The following is a 20,143-nucleotide window of genomic DNA, read 5'->3' as shown; positions in this document are numbered from 1 at the left end:
GCCCGGTGGGTGGCGAGACTGGTCCCATGACGACCATGGCGACCACGGCGGCCCTCGAGGGCGGCCCGGACGACCTTCCCGAGCGTCTGGTTCCGGCCCCCACGCCGGGCGAGGACGTGAAGGTGGCGCACCGCGGCGGATACGAGCACTTCAAGGCCACGTCCCGCTTCCGGGACGCTCCGCAGGGGCGGGTTCCCGTCTACGAGTGGTGGGAGCGCACGGAAATCGCCGAGTGACCGAACCGCTTTCCCGGTCCCCGCCCCGTCCCTCGTCCCCGCGCCCGCTGGCCCGCTGCCCGCTGCCCGCCGCCCGACGCCCGCCGCCCGACGTAGGGTGTAAGGACCTTGACCACCAGTCGTACGGGGGATCGACCATGGGCGCAGGCGCGTCGTTGAGAGTCACGTCCGAAGCGGAACTGCGGGACCTGATCGGAGAACCGGAACCCAGGGCGGCCGCCAAGGACCGGCCGTCCCTGCATCGGCACGACAGGGAGTGGCTGGCGCGTTCGCCCTTCTGCCTGATCGGCACCTCGGGGGCGGACGGCTCGTGCGACGTCTCGCCGAAGGGGGACCCGCCCGGCTTCACGAAGGTACTGGACGACACCACGATCGTCGTCCCGGACCGCCCCGGGAACCGCCGCGTCGACAGCTTCCGCAACGTCCTGGCCAATCCGCGGGTCGGGCTGCTCTTCCTGATACCCGGCCGCGCGGAATCGCTGCGCGTCAACGGCAGGGCCCATTTGGTCCGCGACGCCCCGTACTTCGACGAGATGATCGTCAAGGGCAACCGGCCGAAGGTCGCGCTGGTCGTCGAGATCGACACGGTGTTCTTCCACTGCGGCAAGGCGCTGTTGCGCTCCGACCTGTGGAAGCCGCAGTCCTGGGACCCGCAGGCCGTGCCCTCCCGCGCCCGCATCGCCAAGAGCCTGGAACGCCGGGACCAGTCGCTGGAGGAGTTGGAGCGTCACTACGGCCCGCAGTACGCCGAGCACATCTACGACTAGCCCCCGGGTCGGCCCGGACCTCGGTCGGGGCCCCGGGTCAGGCCGGTTCCTCGGTCGGCACGCACAGCACCGGTACCGACGACAGGTGCAGCAGCTTGTGCGGCGTCGAGCCGAGGAGGGCTCCGCGGATGGGGCTGTCGCCCCAGGTGCCGACGATGATGACCCGCGCGCCGTGACGTCCGGCGGCGTCCAGGAGGGCTTGGGCGGGCTTCTCGTCGGCCACCTCGACCGTCGAGGGGACGCCCGCCTCGTCAGCGGCCGCGACGGCGCGGGCGAGTGCGCCGCGGCCGGCCTGTCGGACGGCTTCGCGGTGGGCCCGGTACTCCTCTCCGGCGCCGCCCGGCGCGGCCGCGCCGAAGACGAGGACGAGGGGCTCGCCGAAGGCGGCGGCGACCTCCAGGGCGACCCTCAGGGCCCGTTCCGCGCCGGGCGACTCGTCGTACCCCAGGACCACGGACATCGTGTACTCCTCCCTTCCTCACACCGAGCGCCTTCCTCACATGGAGCGCCTTCCTCACACCGAGCGCTCAGGACGGCCGCCGGTGTCGGCCCGGTACGAGCGCCGGGTCGGCCACCCCACGCCGTTCCTGCCAGAACCGCCCGTCCCTGATCCGCCAGAAGCACATGACCAGCACCCCGACGACGGCGATGCCGATCCCGATGAGCAGCGGCGGGCTGATGCCCAGCCAGGAGACGCCCCCCGCCGAGGTCCGCGGGTCCGACATGTCGTCGACGGATTCGACGAGCAGCCAGATCAGCAGCCCCGCGCCGACCACCGGCCCGAGCCCGATCAGCAGGAAGTTGTGGAGGTTCTCCAGCAGATGGCGCCGGTAGTAGACGGCGCAGGCCAGTCCGGTGAGCGCGTAGTAGAAGGCGATCAGCAGCGAGAGCGCGGTCAGCGAGTCGAGCAGCGCGTTCTCGCTGATCTGGTTGACCACGAGGTACCAGCCGATGGCGATGCCGGCCACCCACCACGTACTCACGTCCGGGGTCCGGAAGCGGGGGGAGACCCGTGCCAGTGACGGCGGGAGCGCGTGCCGGCGGGCCATCGACAGGGCGGTGCGGGAGGCGGGGATGATCGTGGTCTGGGTGGAGGCGAGCGCGGAGGTGCAGACCGCGAGGAGCACCATCCAGTCCCAGCCGCCCATCACCTCGTGGGCGAGCGAGCCGAAGACCGCTTCCTCCTGGCCCGCGTTCCGGGTCAGGTACCCGGTCCCGGCGTAGGCGACGACGGCGTACCCGACGGACAGGTAGGTCACCAGCAGCACGACGGTCGACCAGATGCCCGCCTTGCCGGGCGCGGTGGCTGAGTCCTCGACCTCCTCGGTCAGGTTGACGGCGGACTCCCAGCCCCAGTAGATGAACACCCCGAGCAGCAGTCCGCCGGTGAGCGCCGCGCCACCCGCTCCGAAGGGGTTGAGCCACTCGACGGACGGCTCGATCGCGTCGAGGCTGCTGGTGCCGGCGTAGACGCGGTAGATGGCGACCACTGCGAAGACCAGGAGGAAGAACACCTGGGCCAGGATCAGCACGTCCTGGACCCGGGCGGACATCTCCGTGCCGATGACGCAGACGGCGGTCATGACCAGGATGACGACGACGGCGAGCGTCTGGCGGACCGCCTCGTTCGCGGCCGGTCCGTCGAGGCCGGCGGCGAGCAACCCGAAGCGCACCGCGACGTCGGCGAGCGAGCCGATGACCAGGACGCCGGTCATGGTGATCGCCCAGCCGCCGAACCAGCCCGCCCAGGGGCCCATCGCCCGCGTCACCCAGGAGAAGGTGGTCCCACAGTCCTGGTCGACCTTGTTGAGGTAGTAGAAGGCGGCGGCGATCAGCAGCATCGGAACGAACGAAGCCAGCATGACGCCCGGCGCGTAGATGCCCGCCACCGCGACGATCGGGCCGATGACGGCGGCCAGCGAGTAGGCGGGCGAGGTGGAGTTCAGGCCGATGACGAGTGCGTCGAGGAATCCGATCGCGTCGGCCTTGAGCCCCGCGTCGCCCTCCGCGGTGCGCTCGTCGCGACCGCCGCCGCGCTCCTGGTGACCGTCGCCGCCCGTACCGTCCTGCGCCATATACGCATGCTCGGGCACGCGGGGGCGGGGCGCGAGGCGGCGCGGCGGCCGGGGCGGCCGGGCGGAGCGGTACGCCGCCCGAGGGCCTCAGGGGCGGGTGTTCCAGCCGGCCACCACCGGTAGCCCGTGTTCCGTGGACAGGACGCCGAGCGTGCCGGTGCGCAGCAGGAACAACCGTCCGTCCCGGGGGGGCAGACCGAGGTAGCGCGCCGTCAGGACGCGCAGGAAGTGGCCGTGGGCGACCACGACGGCGTCGCCCCGGTCCTCGCGGAGGACCTTGTCGACGCGGGCCAGCGCGCGGTCGGCGCGGGCGCCGACCTGCTCGGCGTCCTCCCCGGGGTGCTCCGCGTCACCGGGCGGGACCCCGTCGGTCCACAGCGACCAGTCGGGCCGGGTCCGCTGGATCTCGGCCGTGGTGATGCCCTCGTAGCCGCCGTAGTCCCATTCGTGCAGGTCGGGGTCGGTGACGCCGCCCGAGAGACCGGCGAGTTCCGCGGTGGCCACCGCGCGGCGCAGCGGGCTGGTCAGGACCAGGGCGGGGTCTCGGTCGCGGAAGAACGGGGCGAGGGAGATGGCCTCCTCGACGCCGCGCGCGGTCAGCGGCACGTCGGTGAGGCCGGTGTGCCGCCCGGTGGCGCTCCAGGCCGTTTCACCGTGTCTCACCAGCAACAAGTCGCTCATCCTTGGACCCTAGACGGTCCGCCGCGTCGATGGGGTGACCGGAGCGTGTCATGTACGCCACGGGGCGGGGGATTCGATGCGCAAACGGTGCGAGTTTGCCGCGCCGCCGCCGCTCTCCACGCTCGTCCCATGGACGACCTGATCCACGAAGAGTCTCGGGCGGGGGTTCCCCCGAGCGGCGGCCCGGGCCGGGAGGCGCGCATGGCGGCGGGGTTCGCGGCGGGTGACGAGCGCTCCATGGAGGCGGCCTACCGGCAGTGGCGGCCGCTGGTGCACTCCCTCGCGCGCCGCGCCCTGGGTGACGAACGCGAGGCGGAGGACGTGACCCAGCAGGTGTTCCTCGCCGCCTGGCGCGGCCGACGGCACTACCGCCCCGGGCCCGGGGGGCTCGGGGCCTGGCTCACCGGCATCACCCGACACAAGGTGGCGGACGCGTTGGAGGCCCGGACGCGGCGGACCCGCGTCGCCGAGGCCGCCGCGCACGCCCTCCACGAACGCACCCGGTCCCCCGCCGCCCACGCACCGCCGGAACCCGAGCGGGCCCTCGAGCGGGTGCTGGTCCTCGGCGAACTGGCCCGGCTGCCCGCGGCCCAGCAACGCGTGCTGTGGTTGGCGTTCTACGGGGACCTGACGCAGTCCCAGATCGCCGCCCGCACCGGGCTGCCGCTGGGCACCGTCAAGAGCCACATGCGTCGGGCGTTGCGGGTCCTGCGGCGGTCGCTCGGGGAGCCGGCGCCGACGCGATCCGCTCGATGACGGCGAGAGCCGAGCGCAGGCCGAAGATCCGCTCGACGCGCGGCCCCGAGACGCCCGGGCCCCAGCCGGGCCCGGCCGCCAGCAGCACCGAGTGCCCGCGGGCGCCGTGCGGCCCCCACTCGATCCCCGCGACCGCGCGGGCCAGGGCGTGGTCCGCGGTCGTGCCCGACTGCGCCCACAGGACGACGGCTCGGGGACCCGTACGGCGCACCGCCTCGCGCAGCGCCTCGGCGGGCAGGGCCGGACCGAACATCAGCACCGGAAGGCCCCGCTCGCCGAGGACGGCGGCCAGCGCCTCGACGGCCAGGCTGTGCTGCTCCAGCGGGGCGCAGGCCAGGAGCACGGGCGGACCCTCGCACCGTCGGGGCGCGGGCCGCATGCGGCGCAAGGCGCCGGAGACGTGCCAGGACAGCAGGTGTTCCACCTCGACGTACCGTTCGCCCGCGGAGGCCCATTTGCGGCCCACGGCGTGCAGGGTCGGCGCGATGACCTCCTCCCACGCGACGACCGGGCCGAGGTGCGCCAGCGCGGTGTCCAGCAGGTGCTCCACCGCCGGCGCGTCCAGTCGTACGGCGGCCCGTGCGAGCCCCCTGCATTCCGCCCGCACCTCCCCGAGCGGAAGGGCGGTGGACCCGCCCGGCGTCACGGTCGCCGGGCGGCCCTCCCCGGAGCCGCCGGCGGCTGCGTCGAGCGCGGCCCTGGCCGCCTCGGACGGGGGCACGCCCTGCGCGGTGAGCCGGCACATCAGCTCCAGGCGGGCGATGTCGGCGGGGGTCCAGCGGCGGTGCCGGCCGTCCTCGCGGCGGGCCGGGCCGATGGCATAACGGCGCTCCCAGGACCGCAGCGTGGTCGGCGAGACCCCGAGGCGGCGGGCGACGGCGCCGGTGCTCAGCGCGGCGGCGGGCAGCGGCGTCGGATCCTGGGGGCGCCCGGGGGCGTCGGGATGGGCGGGGGCGTCGGGCTGGACGGTGGCATCGGCCTGAGCCGGGGCATCGGGGTGGGCGGGCGGCACGGGGTCCACCCGCTCACGATAGGGCGCGACAGCACCGGGAGCGGCTCACCCGATCCCCCGCCCCTGCCGGAAACGGGCGAGCCCGTCGGCGAGTTCCACCACCGGCTCGGGGTAGTCGTACCGGGCGCGCTCCGCCGTCGGCAGTCGCCACGGTTCGTGCACGCGGGGCGCCGGCAGCGCGGCGAGTTCGGGTACCCAACGGTGTACGTAGGCCCCGTCGGGGTCGTAGCGCAGCCCTTGGCGGATGGGGTTCAGGACGCGGCCCGGCCGGGTGTCGGTGCCCGTGCCGGCCACCCACTGCCAGTTCATCTGGTTGTTGGCGAGGTCCCCGTCCACCAGGAGGTCCAGGAAGTGGCGGGCACCGATCCGCCAGTCCACGTAGAGCGTCTTGGCGAGGAAGCTCGCGGCCAGCAGCCGGCCCCGGTTGTGCATCCAGCCCTCGTGAAGCAGCTGGCGCATGGCGGCGTCGACGACGGGGTAGCCCGTGCGGCCCTCCTTCCAGGCACGGATCTCCTCGTGCGCGTCGGTGTCGGTGCGCCAGCGGTCGTGGCGGGCGCGGTAGTCGAGGTGGGCCGCGTCTGGGCGGGCGGCGAGCACCTGGTGGTGGAAGTCGCGCCAGCACAGTTGACGGACGAACGCCTCGGCGCCGGGGCCCGTGACCACTCGGGCGCGGCGGACGGCCTCGGCGGCCGAGACGGTGCCGAAGTGCAGGTGGGGGGAGAGCCGGGAGGTGGCGTCGCCGGCCAAGTCGTCGTGGGCGTCGTGGTAGCCGTCGACGCCCGTACGCAGCCAGGCCGCCAGCAGCCGGCGGCCCTCGCGTTCGCCGCCGCGCGCCAGGCCCGGGGAGGTCCCGGTGACGGCGGCGCGCTCGGGCACCGGGTCGGAGCGCAGGGAGTCGGGGACCCGGAGCGCGCGGGGGGCGGACGTGACGGCGCGCGGGGGCAGCTCCGTCCAGCGGCGCAGGTAGGGGGTGAAGACGGAGAAGTGGTCGGAGGCGGCGGGGCGCAGGGCTCCCGGAGCCACGGCCGTCACCACCATGTCGTGTACGTACAGCCGCCTGCCTTCCGCTTCCAGGGCGGCCCGCAACCGTTCCTCGCGGGCGTGGGCGTACGCGCTCACCCCGGCCGCCATGTGCACCTCGTCCGCGTCCGACTCCTTCACCAGCGCCAGCACTTCGCCGACGGCGTCACCGGAGCGGATCACCAGGCGGCCGCCGCGTTCGCGCAGGGCGTCGTCGAGCGCGGCGAGGCAGTCGGCGAGGAAGGCACGCCGGTTCGGCGCGCCGAACCCGGACTCCTCGATGGCCCGGTCCCGGACGAAGAGCGGAACCACCTGGTCGCAGGAGGACAGCGCGGCGCGCAGCGGCGGATGGTCGTGCACGCGCAGGTCGGAGGTGTACAGGACCACCGCGACGTTCATGGGCTCTCGCTCCGGGTCAGGGCTGTGGGGTGCTGCTTGCGCCGGGTACTTCGGCGGCGCTTGCCGCGGCGGATGCACCCGACGGGCCCTCGCGGTCCAGCCGTTCGGCGGCCTTGGCGATGTTGCGCGCCATTCCGCCGAACACCACCGCGTGGAAGGGGGAGACGCTCCACCAGTACATGTGGCCGAGCAGTCCGCGCGGGTGGAACAGGGCGCGCTGGCGGAAGCGGGAGCGCCGGCGGTCCGCCGGATCGGGGTCGGAGTGCAGTTCCAGCCAGGCCAGGCCGGGCAGCCGCATCTCGGCGCGCAGCCGCAGCAGGGCCCCCGGTTCGATCTCCTCCACCCTCCAGAAGTCGAGGCTGTCGCCCACCCGCAGGCTGGCGGCGTCCCGGCGGCCCCGTCGGATCCCGACCCCGCCGACGAGTCGGTCGAGCCAGCCCCGTACCGCCCAGGCGAGCGGGAAGGAGTACCAGCCGTTGTCCCCGCCGATGCCCTCGACCACCCGCCACAGCGCGGCGGGCGACGCGTCGACGGACAGCTCCCGCCGGTCGGTGTAGAGGCTGCCGCCCGCCCAGTCGGGGTCGGTGGGCAGCGGGTCGCTGGGGGCGCCGGGGACGCCGGCGGAGGACCACCGGGTGGTCACCTTGGCCTCGCGCACCCGCTGGAGGGCCAGGTCCAGGGCCCGGTCGAAGGGGAGCGGGGCGCCGGGCGGGTCGGGAACGTAGGCGGCGATGTCGTGTTCGTGGCAGACCACCTCGTGCCGGAGGGACTCTGCGAGCGGTCGGGCCAGCGCCCTCGGGACGGGGGTGACCAGGCCGATCCAGTGGCTGGAGAGGCCGGGGGTGAGCATCGGGACCCGCATGATGAGCCGTTTGGGCAGCTCGGCGACCTCCGCGTAGCGGCGCATCATCTCCTCGTAGGTGACCACGTCCGGGCCGCCGACGTCGAACGCCCTGTTGACCTCGGGCGGCATGCCGGCGCTGCCGACGAGGTAGCGCAGCACGTCGCGGACGGCGATGGGCTGACAGCGCGTGCCGACCCAGCTGGGGGTGACCATGACCGGCAGGCGCTCGGTGAGGTAGCGCAGCATCTCGAAGGAGGCGGAGCCGGAGCCGATGATCACGGCGGCGCGCAGGACGGTGGCCGGGACGGCGGAGTCGAGGAAGATCTCCCCGACCTCGGCGCGGGAACGCAGGTGGGGGGAGAGTTCCCGCGGCGGGATGCCCTCGGGGGTGAGGCCACCGAGGTAGACGATGCGCCGCACCCCGGCCGCCCGGGCCTGCTCCGCGAAGACGCGCGCGGCTTCGCGGTCGCGGTCCTCGAAACCGGAGCCGGAGCCGAGGGCGTGCACGAGGTAGTAGGCGACGTCGATGCCGCGCATCGCCTCGCCGACCGACGCGCGGTCGGTGACGTCGCCTCGCACTGCCTCGGCGCGCGCCGCCCAGGGGTGGTCGCGCAGTTTCCCCGGTGTCCGGGCCAGGCAGCGCACCCGGTGTCCCGCGTCGAGGAGCTCGGGTACCAGTCGGCCGCCGATGTAGCCGGTGGCCCCGGTGACCAGGCAGTGGGTGGCCTCCGCGTCCGTCATGGCGCTCCCGTCATCGCTGTCTCCGCTCTCGTGCCCCCGTTCAGGATTCCGCACGGGTTGCCGCTCGGCATTCCGTACGGATGCGTACGGATGCGCGGGGATGCGCAACGCTTCCGTCCGTAGGGGATTCCGCGTGCCGGGCCCGTTCGGATGCGCCTGCGACGCCGGTGTGCCGGGGCGCGCCGTCGGTGCGGTCCGTGCCGGGGCCGCCCGCAACCCATCCGGGGCCTCTTCCGCGCCGAAGGAAGGTGCGGAAGGAGGAACACGATGGCGGAGCGAGGACGATCACGGCGGCGTACGGCCGTCGTGGGCGGGGGTGTCTCGGGCCTGACGGCGGCCCATGTGTTGGCGCGCTCGCACGAGGTGACCGTGTACGAGGCCGACGACCGGCTGGGCGGCCACGCGCACACCCACGAGCTGACGGGCCAGGACGGCCGGGTGCGCGCAGTGGACTCCGGGTTCATCGTGTACGACGACCGCGGCCATACGCATCTGCCCCGACTCTTCAGTGAGTTGGGCGTGGCCACCCGGGCGACCACCATGACCCTCTCGGTGCGGTGCGAGGGCTGCGGGCTGGAGTACGCGGGGCCGCGCCCCCCGCGGGGAGCGGCGACCCGGCCGGGATCGGCGGCGAGCCCCGCCCGCCTTCGCCTGCCGGCCCAGGTTCCGCTCTTCCACCGGCAGGCCCGGTTGTTGTTGGCGACCCCGGCCGTCTCGGGGGAGGTCACCCTGGGGGAGTTCCTGCGGGAGTGCGGCTTCGGACCGTACTTCACCGCCCACTTCGCGCTGCCCCTGGCCGCTTCGGTGTGGTCCTGTCCGCCCGGTACGGCGCTGCGCTATCCCGCCAGGTACCTGTTCCGCTTCCTCGCGCGTCACGGGATGCTCCCGCCGGGCGGCTCGCCGCGCCGGCGGACGGTCGAGGGCGGCTCGGCGCGGTACGTCGAGCGGCTGCGGGAGCGGCTGGGTGCGGGCGCGGTCCGGGTGGGCACCCCGGTACGGGCGCTCGCCCGCACCCGGGACGGGGTCCGCGTCACCACCGCCGACGGCGCCGACACCTACGACTCGGTGGTCGTCGCCGTCCACGCCGACCAGGCACTGAGACTGCTGGCCGACCCGACGGACGCCGAACGGTCGGTGCTCGGTGCCTTCCTCTACTCCCGCAACCGGACGGTGCTGCACACCGACGCTTCCGTGCTGCCGCCCCCGGCGGGGGCCCGGGCCTGCTGGAACTTCCGGCTGTCCGGCTGCGACCCGGACGACGCGCAGGTAGGCGTCAGCTACGACATGAACCGCCTCCAGGGGTTGGACGCCCCGGAGCGGTACGTGGTGACCCTCAACGAGGACGACAGGGTGCGGCGGGAGCTGGTGCTGGCCGAGACGGCCTACGAACACCCCGTGCACACGCCGGAGTCGGTGGCCGCCCGGCGGCTGCTGCCCGCCCTGTCGGGTCCGGTGACGGCCTTCGCGGGGGCGTACCACGGGTGGGGGTTCCACGAGGACGGCTGCCGCTCGGGCGTGGAGGCGGCCGCCGCGCTGGGGGTTTCCTGGTGAACGCGGCGATGGTACGGGTCGACGTCCCGGCCGCCGGGCGCGCGACGCCGTCGCGGCGCACCGGCCCGTTGGTACAGTCGCGACATGGCGGTGGACGAGCTCGACACCCGCATCCTGCGCCTGCTGATCGAGCAGCCGCGCACCAGCGTGCGCGAGTACGCCCGGCTGCTGGGCGTCGCGCGCGGCACCCTCCAGGCCCGGCTGGACCGGCTGGAGCGCACCGGGGTGATCACCGGGACGGGCCCCGTCCTCTCCCCCGCCGCGCTCGGCCACCCGGTGCTGGCCTTCGTCCACATCGAAGTCACCCAGGGGCACCTGGACGAGGTGGGTGACGCCCTCGCGGCGGTCCCCGAGATCATCGAGGCGTTCTCCATCACGGGCGGCGGCGACCTGCTGACCCGGGTGGCGGCCCGGGACAACGCCCATCTGGAGGATGTCATCCAGCGGCTCATCCGGCTTCCGGGTGTCGTCCGCACCCGTACCGAGGTCGCCTTGCGCGAGCGGGTGCCACACCGGCTGCTGCCGCTGGTCGAAGCGGTGGGAAGAGAAGCGCGCAAACCCTGACAAGATGGTCGTGACACGTATACGACCGGCAGGACGGGCACAACGGATGCTTTCCGTCATATTCGATCTCGACGGCACCCTCGTGGACAGCGAGCCGAACCACTACGAGTCCGGGCGACGCACCCTGGAGAGGCACGGCGTACCCGATTTCACCTGGGAGCAGCACTCCCCCTTCACCGACATCGGGACGATGGAGACGCCGGCGATCCTCAAGGAGCGGTACGGGCTGCGCGCGCCGGTGGCTCGGCTGCTCGCGGAGCAGAACGCCGCCTATCCGGAGCCGGCCCGCGCCGGGACCGAGGCGTTCCCCGAGATGCGCAGGTTCGTGGAGCGACTGCACGCCGACGGGGTTCCGATGGCCGTGGCGTCCGGCTCCTCGCACGAGGCGATCGACGCCGTACTGGCCGGGACCGGCCTGGACGCCCTGCTGGGCGTCGTGGTCTCCGCGGAAGAGGTCGCGCACGGCAAGCCCGCCCCCGACGTGTTCCTGGAGGCGGCGCGCCGGCTCGGCGCCGACCCAGCCGACTGCGTGGTCGTCGAGGACGCGGCGCCGGGCGCGGAGGCCGCCCTCGCGGCGGGCATGGAGTGCCTGGCGATCCCCTCGGTGGCGGACACCGCTCACCACCCCGCCTTCGCCTCGGCCGGCCTGCTGTTCCGCGGCGGCCCTGGGGAGTTCGACGTGGAGACCGCCTACGAGTGGCTCGGAGAACACCGGGCGGCCTGATTCCCGGCCCCCGGGGGAAGAGGGCGGCCCGGTCCGCGGTTGGTAGAACCGTGAACGACTTCGCGGAGCGGGACCCGGCGGCGGTGGACGTGGTGGTCGTCGGCGCGGGGCAGGCGGGCCTGTCCGCCGCCTACCATCTGGCCCGGGCCGGCATCGACCACGTCGTCCTGGATCATGCGCCGCGCCCGGGCGGGGCCTGGCAGTTCCGTTGGCCGTCGCTCACCTACGGCAAGGTGCACGGGATGCACGCGCTCCCCGGCATGGAGCTGACCGGCGCCGACCCGCTGCGGCCGTCGTCCGAGGTCGTCGGGGAGTACTTCGCCGCGTACGAGGAGCGCTTCGGGCTGCGGGTGCGTCGCCCGGTGGACGTCACGGCGGTACGAGGCGGCTCGGACGGGCGGCTGCTGGTGGAGTCCGCGTCCGGCGGCCGGTGGTCCGCCCGGGCCCTGATCAACGCCACGGGCACCTGGGACCGACCGTTCTGGCCCCGCTACCCGGGCCAGGAGACGTTCCGGGGCCGCATGCTGCACACCGCGGACTACCCCGGACCGGCGGCGTTCGCCGGGGCCCGCGTGGTGGTCGTGGGCGGTGGCACTTCGGCGGTGCAGCACCTGCTGGAGATCTCCGAGGTGGCGGCGGCGACCACTTGGGCGACTCGCCGGCCACCGGTGTTCCGCGACTCCCGGTTCGGTGAAGCCGAGGGCCGGGCAGCGGTGGCGCTGGTCGAGGAGCGGGTACGCCGCGGACTGCCCCCGCAGAGCGTGGTCAGCGTGACCGGGTTGGCACTCAACGAGGCCGTACGGGTCGGGTTGGATTCGGGGGTGTTGCAGCGCAGGCCGATGTTCGAGCGCGTCACCCCGACCGGCGTCGCCTGGGCCGACGGGCAGAGCGTGGACGCCGATGTGATCCTCTGGGCCACCGGTTTCCGGGCGGCGATCGATCACCTGGCTCCCCTGCGCCTGCGGGAACCGGGCGGCGGCATCCGGCTCGACGGCACCCGGGTGGTCCGTGACGAGCGCGTCCACCTGGTCGGCTACGGCCCCTCGGCCTCCACCATCGGGGCCAACCGCGCGGGCGGCGCCGCGGTCCGCGAGATACGCCGCCTCCTGGCCCGCGACACGGCCGTGGCGCCGGCCCTGGCCGGCGCGCGCTGAGCGTCCCGATCACCTGTCGGGACAGGAGCGGCTGCCCGGTTCGTCACGGCTCCGGTCGCCACGGCTCCGGTGGCGCGCCGGTGTGCCGGTGTCACCGTCATACGTTCACCGGGGCGGCCACGACTTCCTCGGCCGGGCCCGCGTGGGCGGCTTTCCCGTTCAGGGCCTTCGTACGGGGCGTGCTCGCGGCGGGCGCCTGCCCGCCGTCGGCCGGCAGCAGCGCCGACTCGGCGTCCCGGTCCCGGCGGACCAAGGCGGCGTAGCGGCCGTCGGCCGCGAGGAGTTCCTCGTGCGTACCGCTCTCGACTATTCGCCCGCCGTCCAGGACGACTATCTGGTCCGCGTCGCGCACGGTGGAGAGTCGGTGCGCGATGGTGATGGTGGTGCGGCCCGCGGACAGCTTGTCGATGGCCTGCTGCACCGCGTGCTCCGTACGGGTGTCCAGCGCGCTGGTCGCCTCGTCGAGGATCAGGACCGGCGGGTCGCGCAGGATGGTGCGGGCGATGGCCAGGCGCTGCTTCTCGCCTCCGGAGAACCGGTAACCGCGCTCACCGACCAGCGTGTCGTACCCGTCGGGCAGGGACTCGATGTGGTCGTGTATCTGGGCCGCGCGGGCGGCCTCGACCATCTCCTCGTCGGTGGCGTCCGGCTTGGCGAAGCGCAGGTTGTCGGCGACGGAGGCGTGGAAGAGGTAGGTCTCCTGGGAGACGACGCCTATGGACCGGGCCAGCGAGTCGAAGTCGAGGTCGCGGACATCGATCCCGTCGAGGGCGACCCGTCCGTCGGTGACGTCGTAGAGCCGGGGCACCAGGTAGCTGAGGGTGCTCTTGCCGGAACCCGTGGGACCGACCACGGCGAGGGAGCCGCCGGCGGGGACGGTGACGTCGATGCCGGTGAGCGTGGGTCCGCTCTTGGTGTCGTAGGCGAAGTGCACGTCCTCCAGCCGGATCTCGCCCTTGGCCCGGCCGATCCGTACCGGGTCCTCGCGTTCGGTGATGTCCACCGGCAGGTCGAGGTACTCGAAGATGCGGGCGAACAGCGCGAGCGAGGTCTGGATCTGCACGCCGGTCGACAGGAGGCTCACAGCGGGCCGGAACAGCCCCTGCTGGAGGGTGACGAAGGCGACGAGGGTACCCACGGAAAGCGAGGGCGCGCCGGTTTGGAGGGCTATGCCGGCGGCCCAGTAGATGAGCGCCGGCATGGCGGCCATGACGATGCCGATGGTGGACATCCGCCAGCGCCCGGCCATGCTGGAGCGCACCTCCAGGCCGACCAGCTTCTCGGACTCCTCCGCGAAGGACCGGGTCAGGGAGTCCGCGCGGCCCATGGTGCGACCGAGCAGGATGCCGCTGACGGACAGGGACTCGGTGACGGTGGCGGCCATGGCCGCCATCTGCTTCTGCCGCTGGGTGGTGATCTTCTTGCGTTCGCGCCCGACCCGCCGGCTGATCCATACGAAGACGGGCAGCAGCAGGAGCGAGACGAGGGTCAGCCGCCAATCGAGTGCGAGCATCGCGACGACGGAGGCGATCACGGCCGTGAGGTTGGAGACGAGGGACGTCGCCGTGGAGGTGACGGTGGCCTGCATGCCGCCGATGTCGTTGGCTATGCGGGACTGCACCTCCCCGGTGCGGGTGCGGGTGAAGAAGGCCAGCGGCATGCGCTGGAGCTGGGCGTAGACGGCCGTCCGCAGGTCGTGCATGACCCGCTGACCGACGGTGGTGGAGATCAGGGTCTGGAGCACGCCGAACACACTGGTGACCACGGCAGTGAGGATCATGCCGAGGGCCAGCAGGCTGAGCAGGCCCGTCCGCCCCTGGGGTATCGCCACGTCGAGGATTTCCTTGAGCAGGAACGGCGAGGCGACCGACACCAGCGAGGACGCGGCGACGAGCCCGCCGACGACGGCGAGGCGGCCGCGGTAGGGGCGGAACAGGCCCATGATGCGGCGCATCTGGCGGGGCTGTTCCGCGGGATCCGGACGGTTGGGATCGAGGGATTCCTTGGACGGCGTCCATTCGGGTTCTTTGGGGCGCATGGGCCTCCTTCTGACGAGACTCTCCTGAGCATAGCTCACTGTTACCTATACTCACAATGAATCTGGTCCTGATACCCTTCCATTATGAGGACCGCAGCATGAGCACCGCTTCCGACAACACCGTGACCAGCGCGGACGGCGTCGACGCGTCCGACAGCGACGACGGCGTCCTCGCCGAGCAGCTGCTGCGCCTGACCCGTCGGCTCCACCGCATCCAAAAGCGCCATCTCGAACCCCTCGGGATCACTCCAGCCCAGTCAAGGCTGCTCCGGCTGGTCTCGCACTACGACAGCGCCGAACCGCCCAGGATGGCGGAACTCGCCACCCGCCTCGAAGTCGTCCCCCGAGCCGTGACCACGCTGGTCGACGGCCTGGAGGCGGCCGACTGCGTGCGCCGCGCGCCCGACCCCGCGAACCGGCGGGTCATCCGGATCGAGCTGACCGACACCGGCCGCGCCACCCTGCGCCGACTGCGCAACGCGCGGACCGCCGCGGCGGAGGAGATCCTCGCGCCCCTGACCGCCGCCCAGCGCGAGGTGCTCGGCGGCCTGCTCGACGCCCTGTCCGACGCCCCGGCCGAGCGCGGCTGCTGAACACGGCTGCCGAACACTGCGGTTCACCGGGCCGGACGCCGATCGCCTTCCCCGTAAACCTCGTTGCCGACGACCGGCACGGCCAGAAATTCGTTTGCCGGGGCACGGTCCGGAAGACGAACCTTGTGTGGTTTGAGTCACTCGACCGTCATGGGGCGTCATGCAGATCAGCGATCTTCCGCATCCCGATCCCGGAGTGCCCGACGCCCGGTCCGGCCCGCGTTTCCTGCTCTGGCTGGGCGGCACCCAACTGGGCGGACAGGCCAAGAGCCTGTGCTGGGGGCTGGTCCACCACTGCGCCATCGCCGGGCTTCCCTTCGCGGTCGGCCTCGGTGTCGAGGCGGCCGTGAACGGCGACGGGCGCCGGTTGCTCCTCGTCGGCGCGCTGGTCGCACTGCTCGGCGTCGCCATCTCCCTCGGCGACACCATGCTGCACCGGACCAGCGTCACCAACTGGATCACCGCCGCCGCCCGGGTGCAGCAGTTGCTCGCCCGCAAGACCGCCGACCTGGGCTCCGCCCTGACCCGCCAGGTGGCGGCCGGCGAGGTGGTCGCCGTATCGACGGCAGACGTGGAGAAGATCGGCTGGTTCGTCGAGGCGGTCTCCCGCTTCCTCGCGGCGGCCTTCGCCCTCGTCGCCGTCTGCGTGGCCCTGGTCCTGTACGCCCCGTCGCTCGGTGTCGTCGTCGCCGTCGGGATGCCGCTGCTGGCGTTCTCCTCCCTGCCCCTGCTCCCCCGCGCCACCCGACGCGCCGACGTCCAGCGGGAGAAGGCGGGCAAGGCGACCGAACTGGCCTCCGACACCGTGGCGGGCCTGCGCGTCCTGCGCGGCATCGGTGGCGAGGAACTGTTCCTCGGCCGGTACCGCGAGGCCTCGCAGGAGGTGCGCACGGCGGCGGTGCGCAGTGCGCGCATGTGGGCGCTGATCTCGGCCGTCCAGGTGGTCCTGCCGGGGGTGCTGCTGATCGCGGTGGTCTGGTACGGCTCCTCGCTCGTCCTGGACGAACGGCTCGCGGTCGGTGAGCTCGTCGCGGTGTTCAGCGCCGTGTCGCTGTCCCTCTACCCCCTGCGCAGCGTGCAGGAGATCGCCATGGCCTACTCGTTCTCCCGGCCCTCCGCCACGCGCGCGGCCCGGGTGCTGCGGCTGACGCGCGCCGAGGGCGTGGCGCCGGCGAAGGCGGCGGGCGCCGTCGCGGCCCCCGCTCCGGGCGGGGACCTGTACGACCCGCGGACCGGGCTGCTGGTTCCCTCGGGCCGGTTCACCGCCGTCGTGTGCGGGGACCCCGACCTCGCGGGACGGCTCGCGGAACGGCTGGGCGGGCATCCCGCGGGCGGCGGCGACGGTGACGGGGACGACGGCGAAGGGGACGACCGCGCCCGCGTGTTGCTGGGCGGCGTGGCGCTGGACGAGCTCGCCTTGGACACCGCGCGCCGGCTGGTCCTCGTACAGGACAAGGACCCGGTGCTGCTGTCCGGCACGCTGCGCGAGCTGTTCGACGTACCGGCGTCCGGGGCGGTGACCCCGGCCGCCGCGCTGGAGGCCGCGCAGTGCGGTGACGTACTGGAGGCCGTGCTCCAGTCGGCGCCCGAAGGGGTGACGGACCCGATGGACGCCCGGATCACCGAGCGCGGCCGGTCACTCTCCGGCGGGCAGCGCCAACGGCTCGCGCTGGCCCGTTCGCTGGTCACGGACCCCGAGGTACTGGTGTTGGACGAGCCGACCTCGGCGGTCGACTCGCACACCGAGGCGCGCGTCGCGGACGGTGTCGCGGCGCTGCGCGCCGGTCGTACGACGGTGGTCCTGGCCTCCTCGCCACTGCTGCTGGACCGCGCCGACCGGGTCGTCCTCATCCACGAGGGCGTGGCGCTGCCCGCCGGGACCCACCGCGAACTGCTGCGGGACGAACCCCGCTACCGGGCGGTCGTGACGCGCGAGACGGAGGAGGAACAGCGCCTCGACGGGCTGCCCCTGGCCGCCCTCGACGGAGCACCCGCCCACCGGCTCGACGAAGAGATCGCCGACCGGCTCGACGAAGAACTCACCGAGATCGAGGGATCCGCATGATCGGCGTGGCACCGCCGCGATACGACCCGGCGGCCCCCGAGTCGGCCGCCACACTGCCCGTCGGCACGTCGGCGACCGTACGGGGCTACGTGCGCCGGCTGCTGCGCCGGCACCGGCGGGCCCTGGCGGTGCTGGTGACCGTCAACGCGGTCGCGGTGATCGCCTCCATGGTGGGCCCGTACCTGCTGGGCCGGGTCGTGGACGACCTCTCGTCCGGGGTGCGCGAACCGCACCTGGTGCGCGTGAGCCTGCTGTTCGCCCTGGTGCTCGCCGTCCAGACGGGCTTCGTCCGCATGGTCCGGCTGCGCGGGGCGATGCTCGGGGAGGAGATGTTGGCCGACCTGCGCGAGGACTTCCTGGTGCGCTCGGTCGGGCTGCCGCCCGGGGTGCTGGAGCGGGCCGGGACCGGTGATCTGCTGTCGCGGATCACCACCGACATCGACCGGTTGGCCAACGCCATGCGGGAGGCGGTGCCACAACTGTCCGTCGGCATCGTGTGGGCGGGGCTGCTGTTCGGGGCACTGGCGGTGACGGCGCCGCAGTTGGCGGCGGCTGCCCTGGTGGCGTTGCCGGTGCTGGTGGTCGGCTGTCGCTGGTACTTCCGACGGGCGCCCTCCGCCTACCGGTCGGAGGCCGCCGGTTACGCGGCGGTCTCGGCCGCGCTGACGGAAACGGTCGACGCCGGCCGCACCGTCGAGGCGCACCGCCTCGGGCGGCGCCGGGTGGCGCTATCGGAACAGCGCATCGGCCAATGGACCGCGTGGGAGCGGTACACGTTGTTCCTGCGGTCCGTGCTGTTCCCCGTCATCAACGTCACCTACGTGACGATCCTCGGCTCCGTGCTGATGATCGGCGGGTACTGCGTGCTGCGCGGCCGGATGTCGGTGGGGCAGCTGACGACGGGCGCCCTGCTGGCCCAGATGATGGTCGACCCCATCGGTCTGATCCTGCGTTGGTACGACGAACTGCAAGTGGCCCAGGTGTCGCTGGGGCGCCTGGTCGGCATCCACGAGATCGAGCCGGACGGCGGCGACGCGACCGTCTCGCCGCAGGGGCGGGTGGTCCACGCCGATGAGGTGCGCTTCGGCTACCGGGAGGGCGTGGACGTCCTGCACGGGGTGTCGATGTCCGTGCCGCCGGGGACCCGGATGGCGCTGGTCGGTCCGTCGGGCGCGGGCAAGTCGACCCTGGGCCGGCTGTTGGCGGGCGTCTACGCGCCACGGGCCGGGGAGGTCACCCTCGGCGGGGCGCGGCTGTCGAGGATGACGGCGGAGCGGGTGCGCGAGCACGTGGCGCTGGTCAACCAGGAACACCACGTCTTCGTGGGATCGCTCCGGGACAACCTGCGCCTCGCCAGGACGGGAGCGGGGGACGCCGAGCTGTGGGCGGCGCTGGAGGCGGTGGACGCGGACGGATGGGCGCGGGCCCTGGCGGCGGGGCTGGACACGGAGGTCGGTTCGGGGGCCGCGGCGCTGACTCCCGCGCAGGCGCAGCAGGTCGCGTTGGCCCGTCTGGTGCTGGCCGACCCGCACACCCTGGTGTTGGACGAGGCCACCTCGCTGTTGGACCCGCGCGCGGCCCGGCACCTGGAGCGCTCGCTGGCCCGGGTGCTGGACGGCCGGACGGTCATCGCGATCGCTCACCGGTTGCACACCGCGCACGACGCGGATGTGATCGCGGTGGTCGAGGGCGGCCGGATCAGCGAGTTCGGCTCGCACGAGGAGCTCGTCGCGGCGGACGGTGCCTACGCGGCGCTGTGGCGGTCCTGGCACGGGTGAGGCGACCCCGCGGGCGAGACCACCCGGCGGGTGAGGCGGCGCTACGGGTGAGGGGTCTCGCGGGGTGAAGGGGAGCCTCGCGGACGCCACGCGTGGGTCGGTGGTGTCCGCGAGGCCGCGAGGGGCGCCCCTACGCCTTGCGGAGGCGGTCGATGATGCCGTCGAGGTCGCGCCACATCATGTAGTCGCGGACGAAGTGGCCACCGGGCTCCTCGTGCCACTCGTGCGGAATCCCGGCCCGGTCGAGGAGGCCGCGGAACTCCCGCTGGCCCGCGAGGACCTGCGTCTCGTTGAACGAGTCGAACGCGTTGGTCGGGTCGGGGCTGGTGCCCGCGACGAGGAAGACCCGCTTGTTGCGGTAGCTCTCGACGCGTTCGACCGGGTTGTCTGCGGTGACCCGGGCCTGGTCCCAGGGCACGCCGTAGACCGTGCCGCCGGCCAGGTCGAGGGCCGCGGAGGACAGGTTGGCCCAGTGGACGACCGCCCCGTTGTCACGGCGCACGCTGGCGGGACCGGAATGGGAACTCACCGAGGCGAAGTGGCCCCAGTACTTGGCCGCGTACTTGAGGGCGCCGAAGCCGCCCATCGAGAACCCGGCCACGGCGCGGCCGTCGTATTCGGCGAACGTCCGGAAGTTCGCCTCGACCCAGGGCAGGAGCTGGTTGATGTGGAAGGCCTCCCAGTCGCGGGGGCCGGTGTTGGAACTGACCGCGTTGGAGTACCAGCCCGCGTGGCCGCCGTCCGGCATCACGACGATGAGCGGCCTGCCGGCGGTCCAGGCACGGATGCCGAGACGGTCGAAGGTGATGAAGTCCTGGTCGGTGCCGCCGCCGTGGAAGAGGTAGAGGACGGGATAGGTGCGGCCGCTGGTGTGGTAGTCGTCGGGGAGCAGCACGTTGACGGCGGGCTGCCAGCCGATCGCGTCGGTCTGGAAACGGTAGTACCACATGCGGGCGTCGCCCTCGTTCCGGTCGACGATGCGCAGCCCGAAGCCGTCGCCGGCGGCGCTCGCCGCCGATGCCGTCCCGAGGACGCCCGCGCCGCCGAGGGCCATGGCGGTGGAGAGCCCTCCGACGGACTTCAGGAGACTCCTGCGGGTGGGGCGGTGTTCGCTCACGGTGACCTCCTGGTCAGGGGGGTAAGGG

At 73.4% G+C, this 20,143-nt stretch carries 18 protein-coding genes; 10 read left to right on the top strand and 8 right to left on the bottom strand.

Annotated elements, in window-relative coordinates:
• The first annotated feature begins 35 nt into the window (after positions 1-35).
• Both ACV7NM_RS27635 and ACV7NM_RS27630 read left to right on the top strand, forming a co-directional pair.
• Positions 36-236, top strand: a complete 201-nt coding sequence (locus ACV7NM_RS27635) for a DUF5988 family protein (RefSeq protein WP_463414094.1) — start codon at positions 36-38, stop codon at positions 234-236.
• Between the two features lie 137 nt (positions 237-373).
• On the top strand, positions 374-1,003 hold the full coding sequence (locus ACV7NM_RS27630) for a pyridoxamine 5'-phosphate oxidase family protein (RefSeq protein ID WP_463412803.1): 630 nt from the start codon (positions 374-376) through the stop codon (positions 1,001-1,003).
• 37 nt (positions 1,004-1,040) lie between these two features.
• Here ACV7NM_RS27630 and ACV7NM_RS27625 read toward each other — a convergent pair whose 3' ends face one another.
• The 3 genes from ACV7NM_RS27625 to ACV7NM_RS27615 form a co-directional block, all read right to left on the bottom strand.
• Entirely contained in the window at positions 1,041-1,463 is a 423-nt protein-coding gene (locus tag ACV7NM_RS27625) for a universal stress protein (RefSeq protein WP_463412802.1), read from the bottom strand.
• 67 nt (positions 1,464-1,530) lie between these two features.
• The gene (locus ACV7NM_RS27620; protein WP_463412801.1) at positions 1,531-3,078 is read right to left on the bottom strand and encodes an APC family permease; all 1,548 of its coding nucleotides are present in this window, start codon (positions 3,076-3,078) and stop codon (positions 1,531-1,533) included.
• A gap of 87 nt (positions 3,079-3,165) precedes the next feature.
• Positions 3,166-3,759, bottom strand: a complete 594-nt coding sequence (locus ACV7NM_RS27615) for a histidine phosphatase family protein (RefSeq protein WP_463412800.1) — start codon at positions 3,757-3,759, stop codon at positions 3,166-3,168.
• Positions 3,760-3,960: 201 nt separating this feature from the next.
• On the opposite strand from ACV7NM_RS27615, the gene ACV7NM_RS27610 reads away from it, so the two are divergent.
• Positions 3,961-4,515, top strand: coding sequence for an RNA polymerase sigma factor (locus tag ACV7NM_RS27610; protein ID WP_463414093.1), 555 nt, complete (start codon positions 3,961-3,963; stop codon positions 4,513-4,515).
• On the opposite strand, the gene ACV7NM_RS27605 is transcribed toward ACV7NM_RS27610, so the two are convergent.
• The 3 genes from ACV7NM_RS27605 to ACV7NM_RS27595 form a co-directional block, all read right to left on the bottom strand.
• Positions 4,436-5,422 carry a MerR family transcriptional regulator gene (locus ACV7NM_RS27605; protein ID WP_463414092.1) on the bottom strand — a complete coding sequence of 329 codons (987 nt, stop codon included), beginning with the start codon at positions 5,420-5,422 and terminating at the stop codon, positions 4,436-4,438. The two genes, ACV7NM_RS27610 and ACV7NM_RS27605, sit on opposite strands and share 80 nt — an antisense overlap.
• Positions 5,423-5,572: 150 nt before the next feature.
• Positions 5,573-6,946 carry a cryptochrome/photolyase family protein gene (locus ACV7NM_RS27600; protein WP_463412799.1) on the bottom strand — a complete coding sequence of 458 codons (1,374 nt, stop codon included), beginning with the start codon at positions 6,944-6,946 and terminating at the stop codon, positions 5,573-5,575.
• A 16-nt stretch (positions 6,947-6,962) separates the two neighbouring features.
• On the bottom strand, positions 6,963-8,531 hold the full coding sequence (locus ACV7NM_RS27595; RefSeq protein WP_463412798.1) for an SDR family oxidoreductase: 1,569 nt from the start codon (positions 8,529-8,531) through the stop codon (positions 6,963-6,965).
• A 267-nt stretch (positions 8,532-8,798) separates the two neighbouring features.
• Between ACV7NM_RS27595 and ACV7NM_RS27590 the strand changes: the two genes are divergently transcribed.
• The 4 genes from ACV7NM_RS27590 (at position 8,799) to ACV7NM_RS27575 (ending at position 12,524) form a co-directional block, all read left to right on the top strand.
• Positions 8,799-10,082 carry an NAD(P)/FAD-dependent oxidoreductase gene (locus tag ACV7NM_RS27590; protein ID WP_463412797.1) on the top strand — a complete coding sequence of 428 codons (1,284 nt, stop codon included), beginning with the start codon at positions 8,799-8,801 and terminating at the stop codon, positions 10,080-10,082.
• An 84-nt stretch (positions 10,083-10,166) separates the two neighbouring features.
• A complete protein-coding gene (locus ACV7NM_RS27585) occupies positions 10,167-10,646 on the top strand; it encodes an Lrp/AsnC family transcriptional regulator (RefSeq protein WP_389658157.1) in 480 nt (159 codons plus the stop codon).
• Positions 10,647-10,692: 46 nt separating this feature from the next.
• Positions 10,693-11,370, top strand: coding sequence for an HAD family hydrolase (locus ACV7NM_RS27580; protein ID WP_463412796.1), 678 nt, complete (start codon positions 10,693-10,695; stop codon positions 11,368-11,370).
• A 50-nt stretch (positions 11,371-11,420) separates the two neighbouring features.
• Entirely contained in the window at positions 11,421-12,524 is a 1,104-nt protein-coding gene (locus ACV7NM_RS27575; RefSeq protein WP_463412795.1) for an FAD-dependent oxidoreductase, read from the top strand.
• A 97-nt stretch (positions 12,525-12,621) separates the two neighbouring features.
• On the opposite strand, the gene ACV7NM_RS27570 is transcribed toward ACV7NM_RS27575, so the two are convergent.
• A complete protein-coding gene (locus ACV7NM_RS27570; protein ID WP_463412794.1) occupies positions 12,622-14,562 on the bottom strand; it encodes an ABC transporter ATP-binding protein in 1,941 nt (646 codons plus the stop codon).
• A gap of 98 nt (positions 14,563-14,660) precedes the next feature.
• Between ACV7NM_RS27570 and ACV7NM_RS27565 the strand changes: the two genes are divergently transcribed.
• The 3 genes from ACV7NM_RS27565 (at position 14,661) to ACV7NM_RS27555 (ending at position 18,998) form a co-directional block, all read left to right on the top strand.
• Positions 14,661-15,155: a MarR family winged helix-turn-helix transcriptional regulator gene (locus ACV7NM_RS27565; protein WP_463412793.1), complete on the top strand. Its 495-nt coding sequence runs from the start codon at positions 14,661-14,663 to the stop codon at positions 15,153-15,155.
• A gap of 160 nt (positions 15,156-15,315) precedes the next feature.
• Positions 15,316-17,220, top strand: coding sequence for an ABC transporter transmembrane domain-containing protein (locus ACV7NM_RS27560; RefSeq protein WP_463412792.1), 1,905 nt, complete (start codon positions 15,316-15,318; stop codon positions 17,218-17,220).
• A complete protein-coding gene (locus ACV7NM_RS27555; protein ID WP_463412791.1) occupies positions 17,217-18,998 on the top strand; it encodes an ABC transporter ATP-binding protein in 1,782 nt (593 codons plus the stop codon). The genes ACV7NM_RS27560 and ACV7NM_RS27555 overlap by 4 nt, the downstream gene beginning before the upstream one ends.
• A 130-nt stretch (positions 18,999-19,128) precedes the next feature.
• On the opposite strand, the gene ACV7NM_RS27550 is transcribed toward ACV7NM_RS27555, so the two are convergent.
• Positions 19,129-20,115, bottom strand: a complete 987-nt coding sequence (locus ACV7NM_RS27550) for an alpha/beta hydrolase (protein WP_463412790.1) — start codon at positions 20,113-20,115, stop codon at positions 19,129-19,131.
• Positions 20,116-20,143 lie beyond the last annotated feature (28 nt).

It is taken from the genome of Streptomyces sp. Tek67B01, from assembly GCF_055231995.1.
This window is presented reverse-complemented; position numbering and strand designations above follow the sequence as displayed.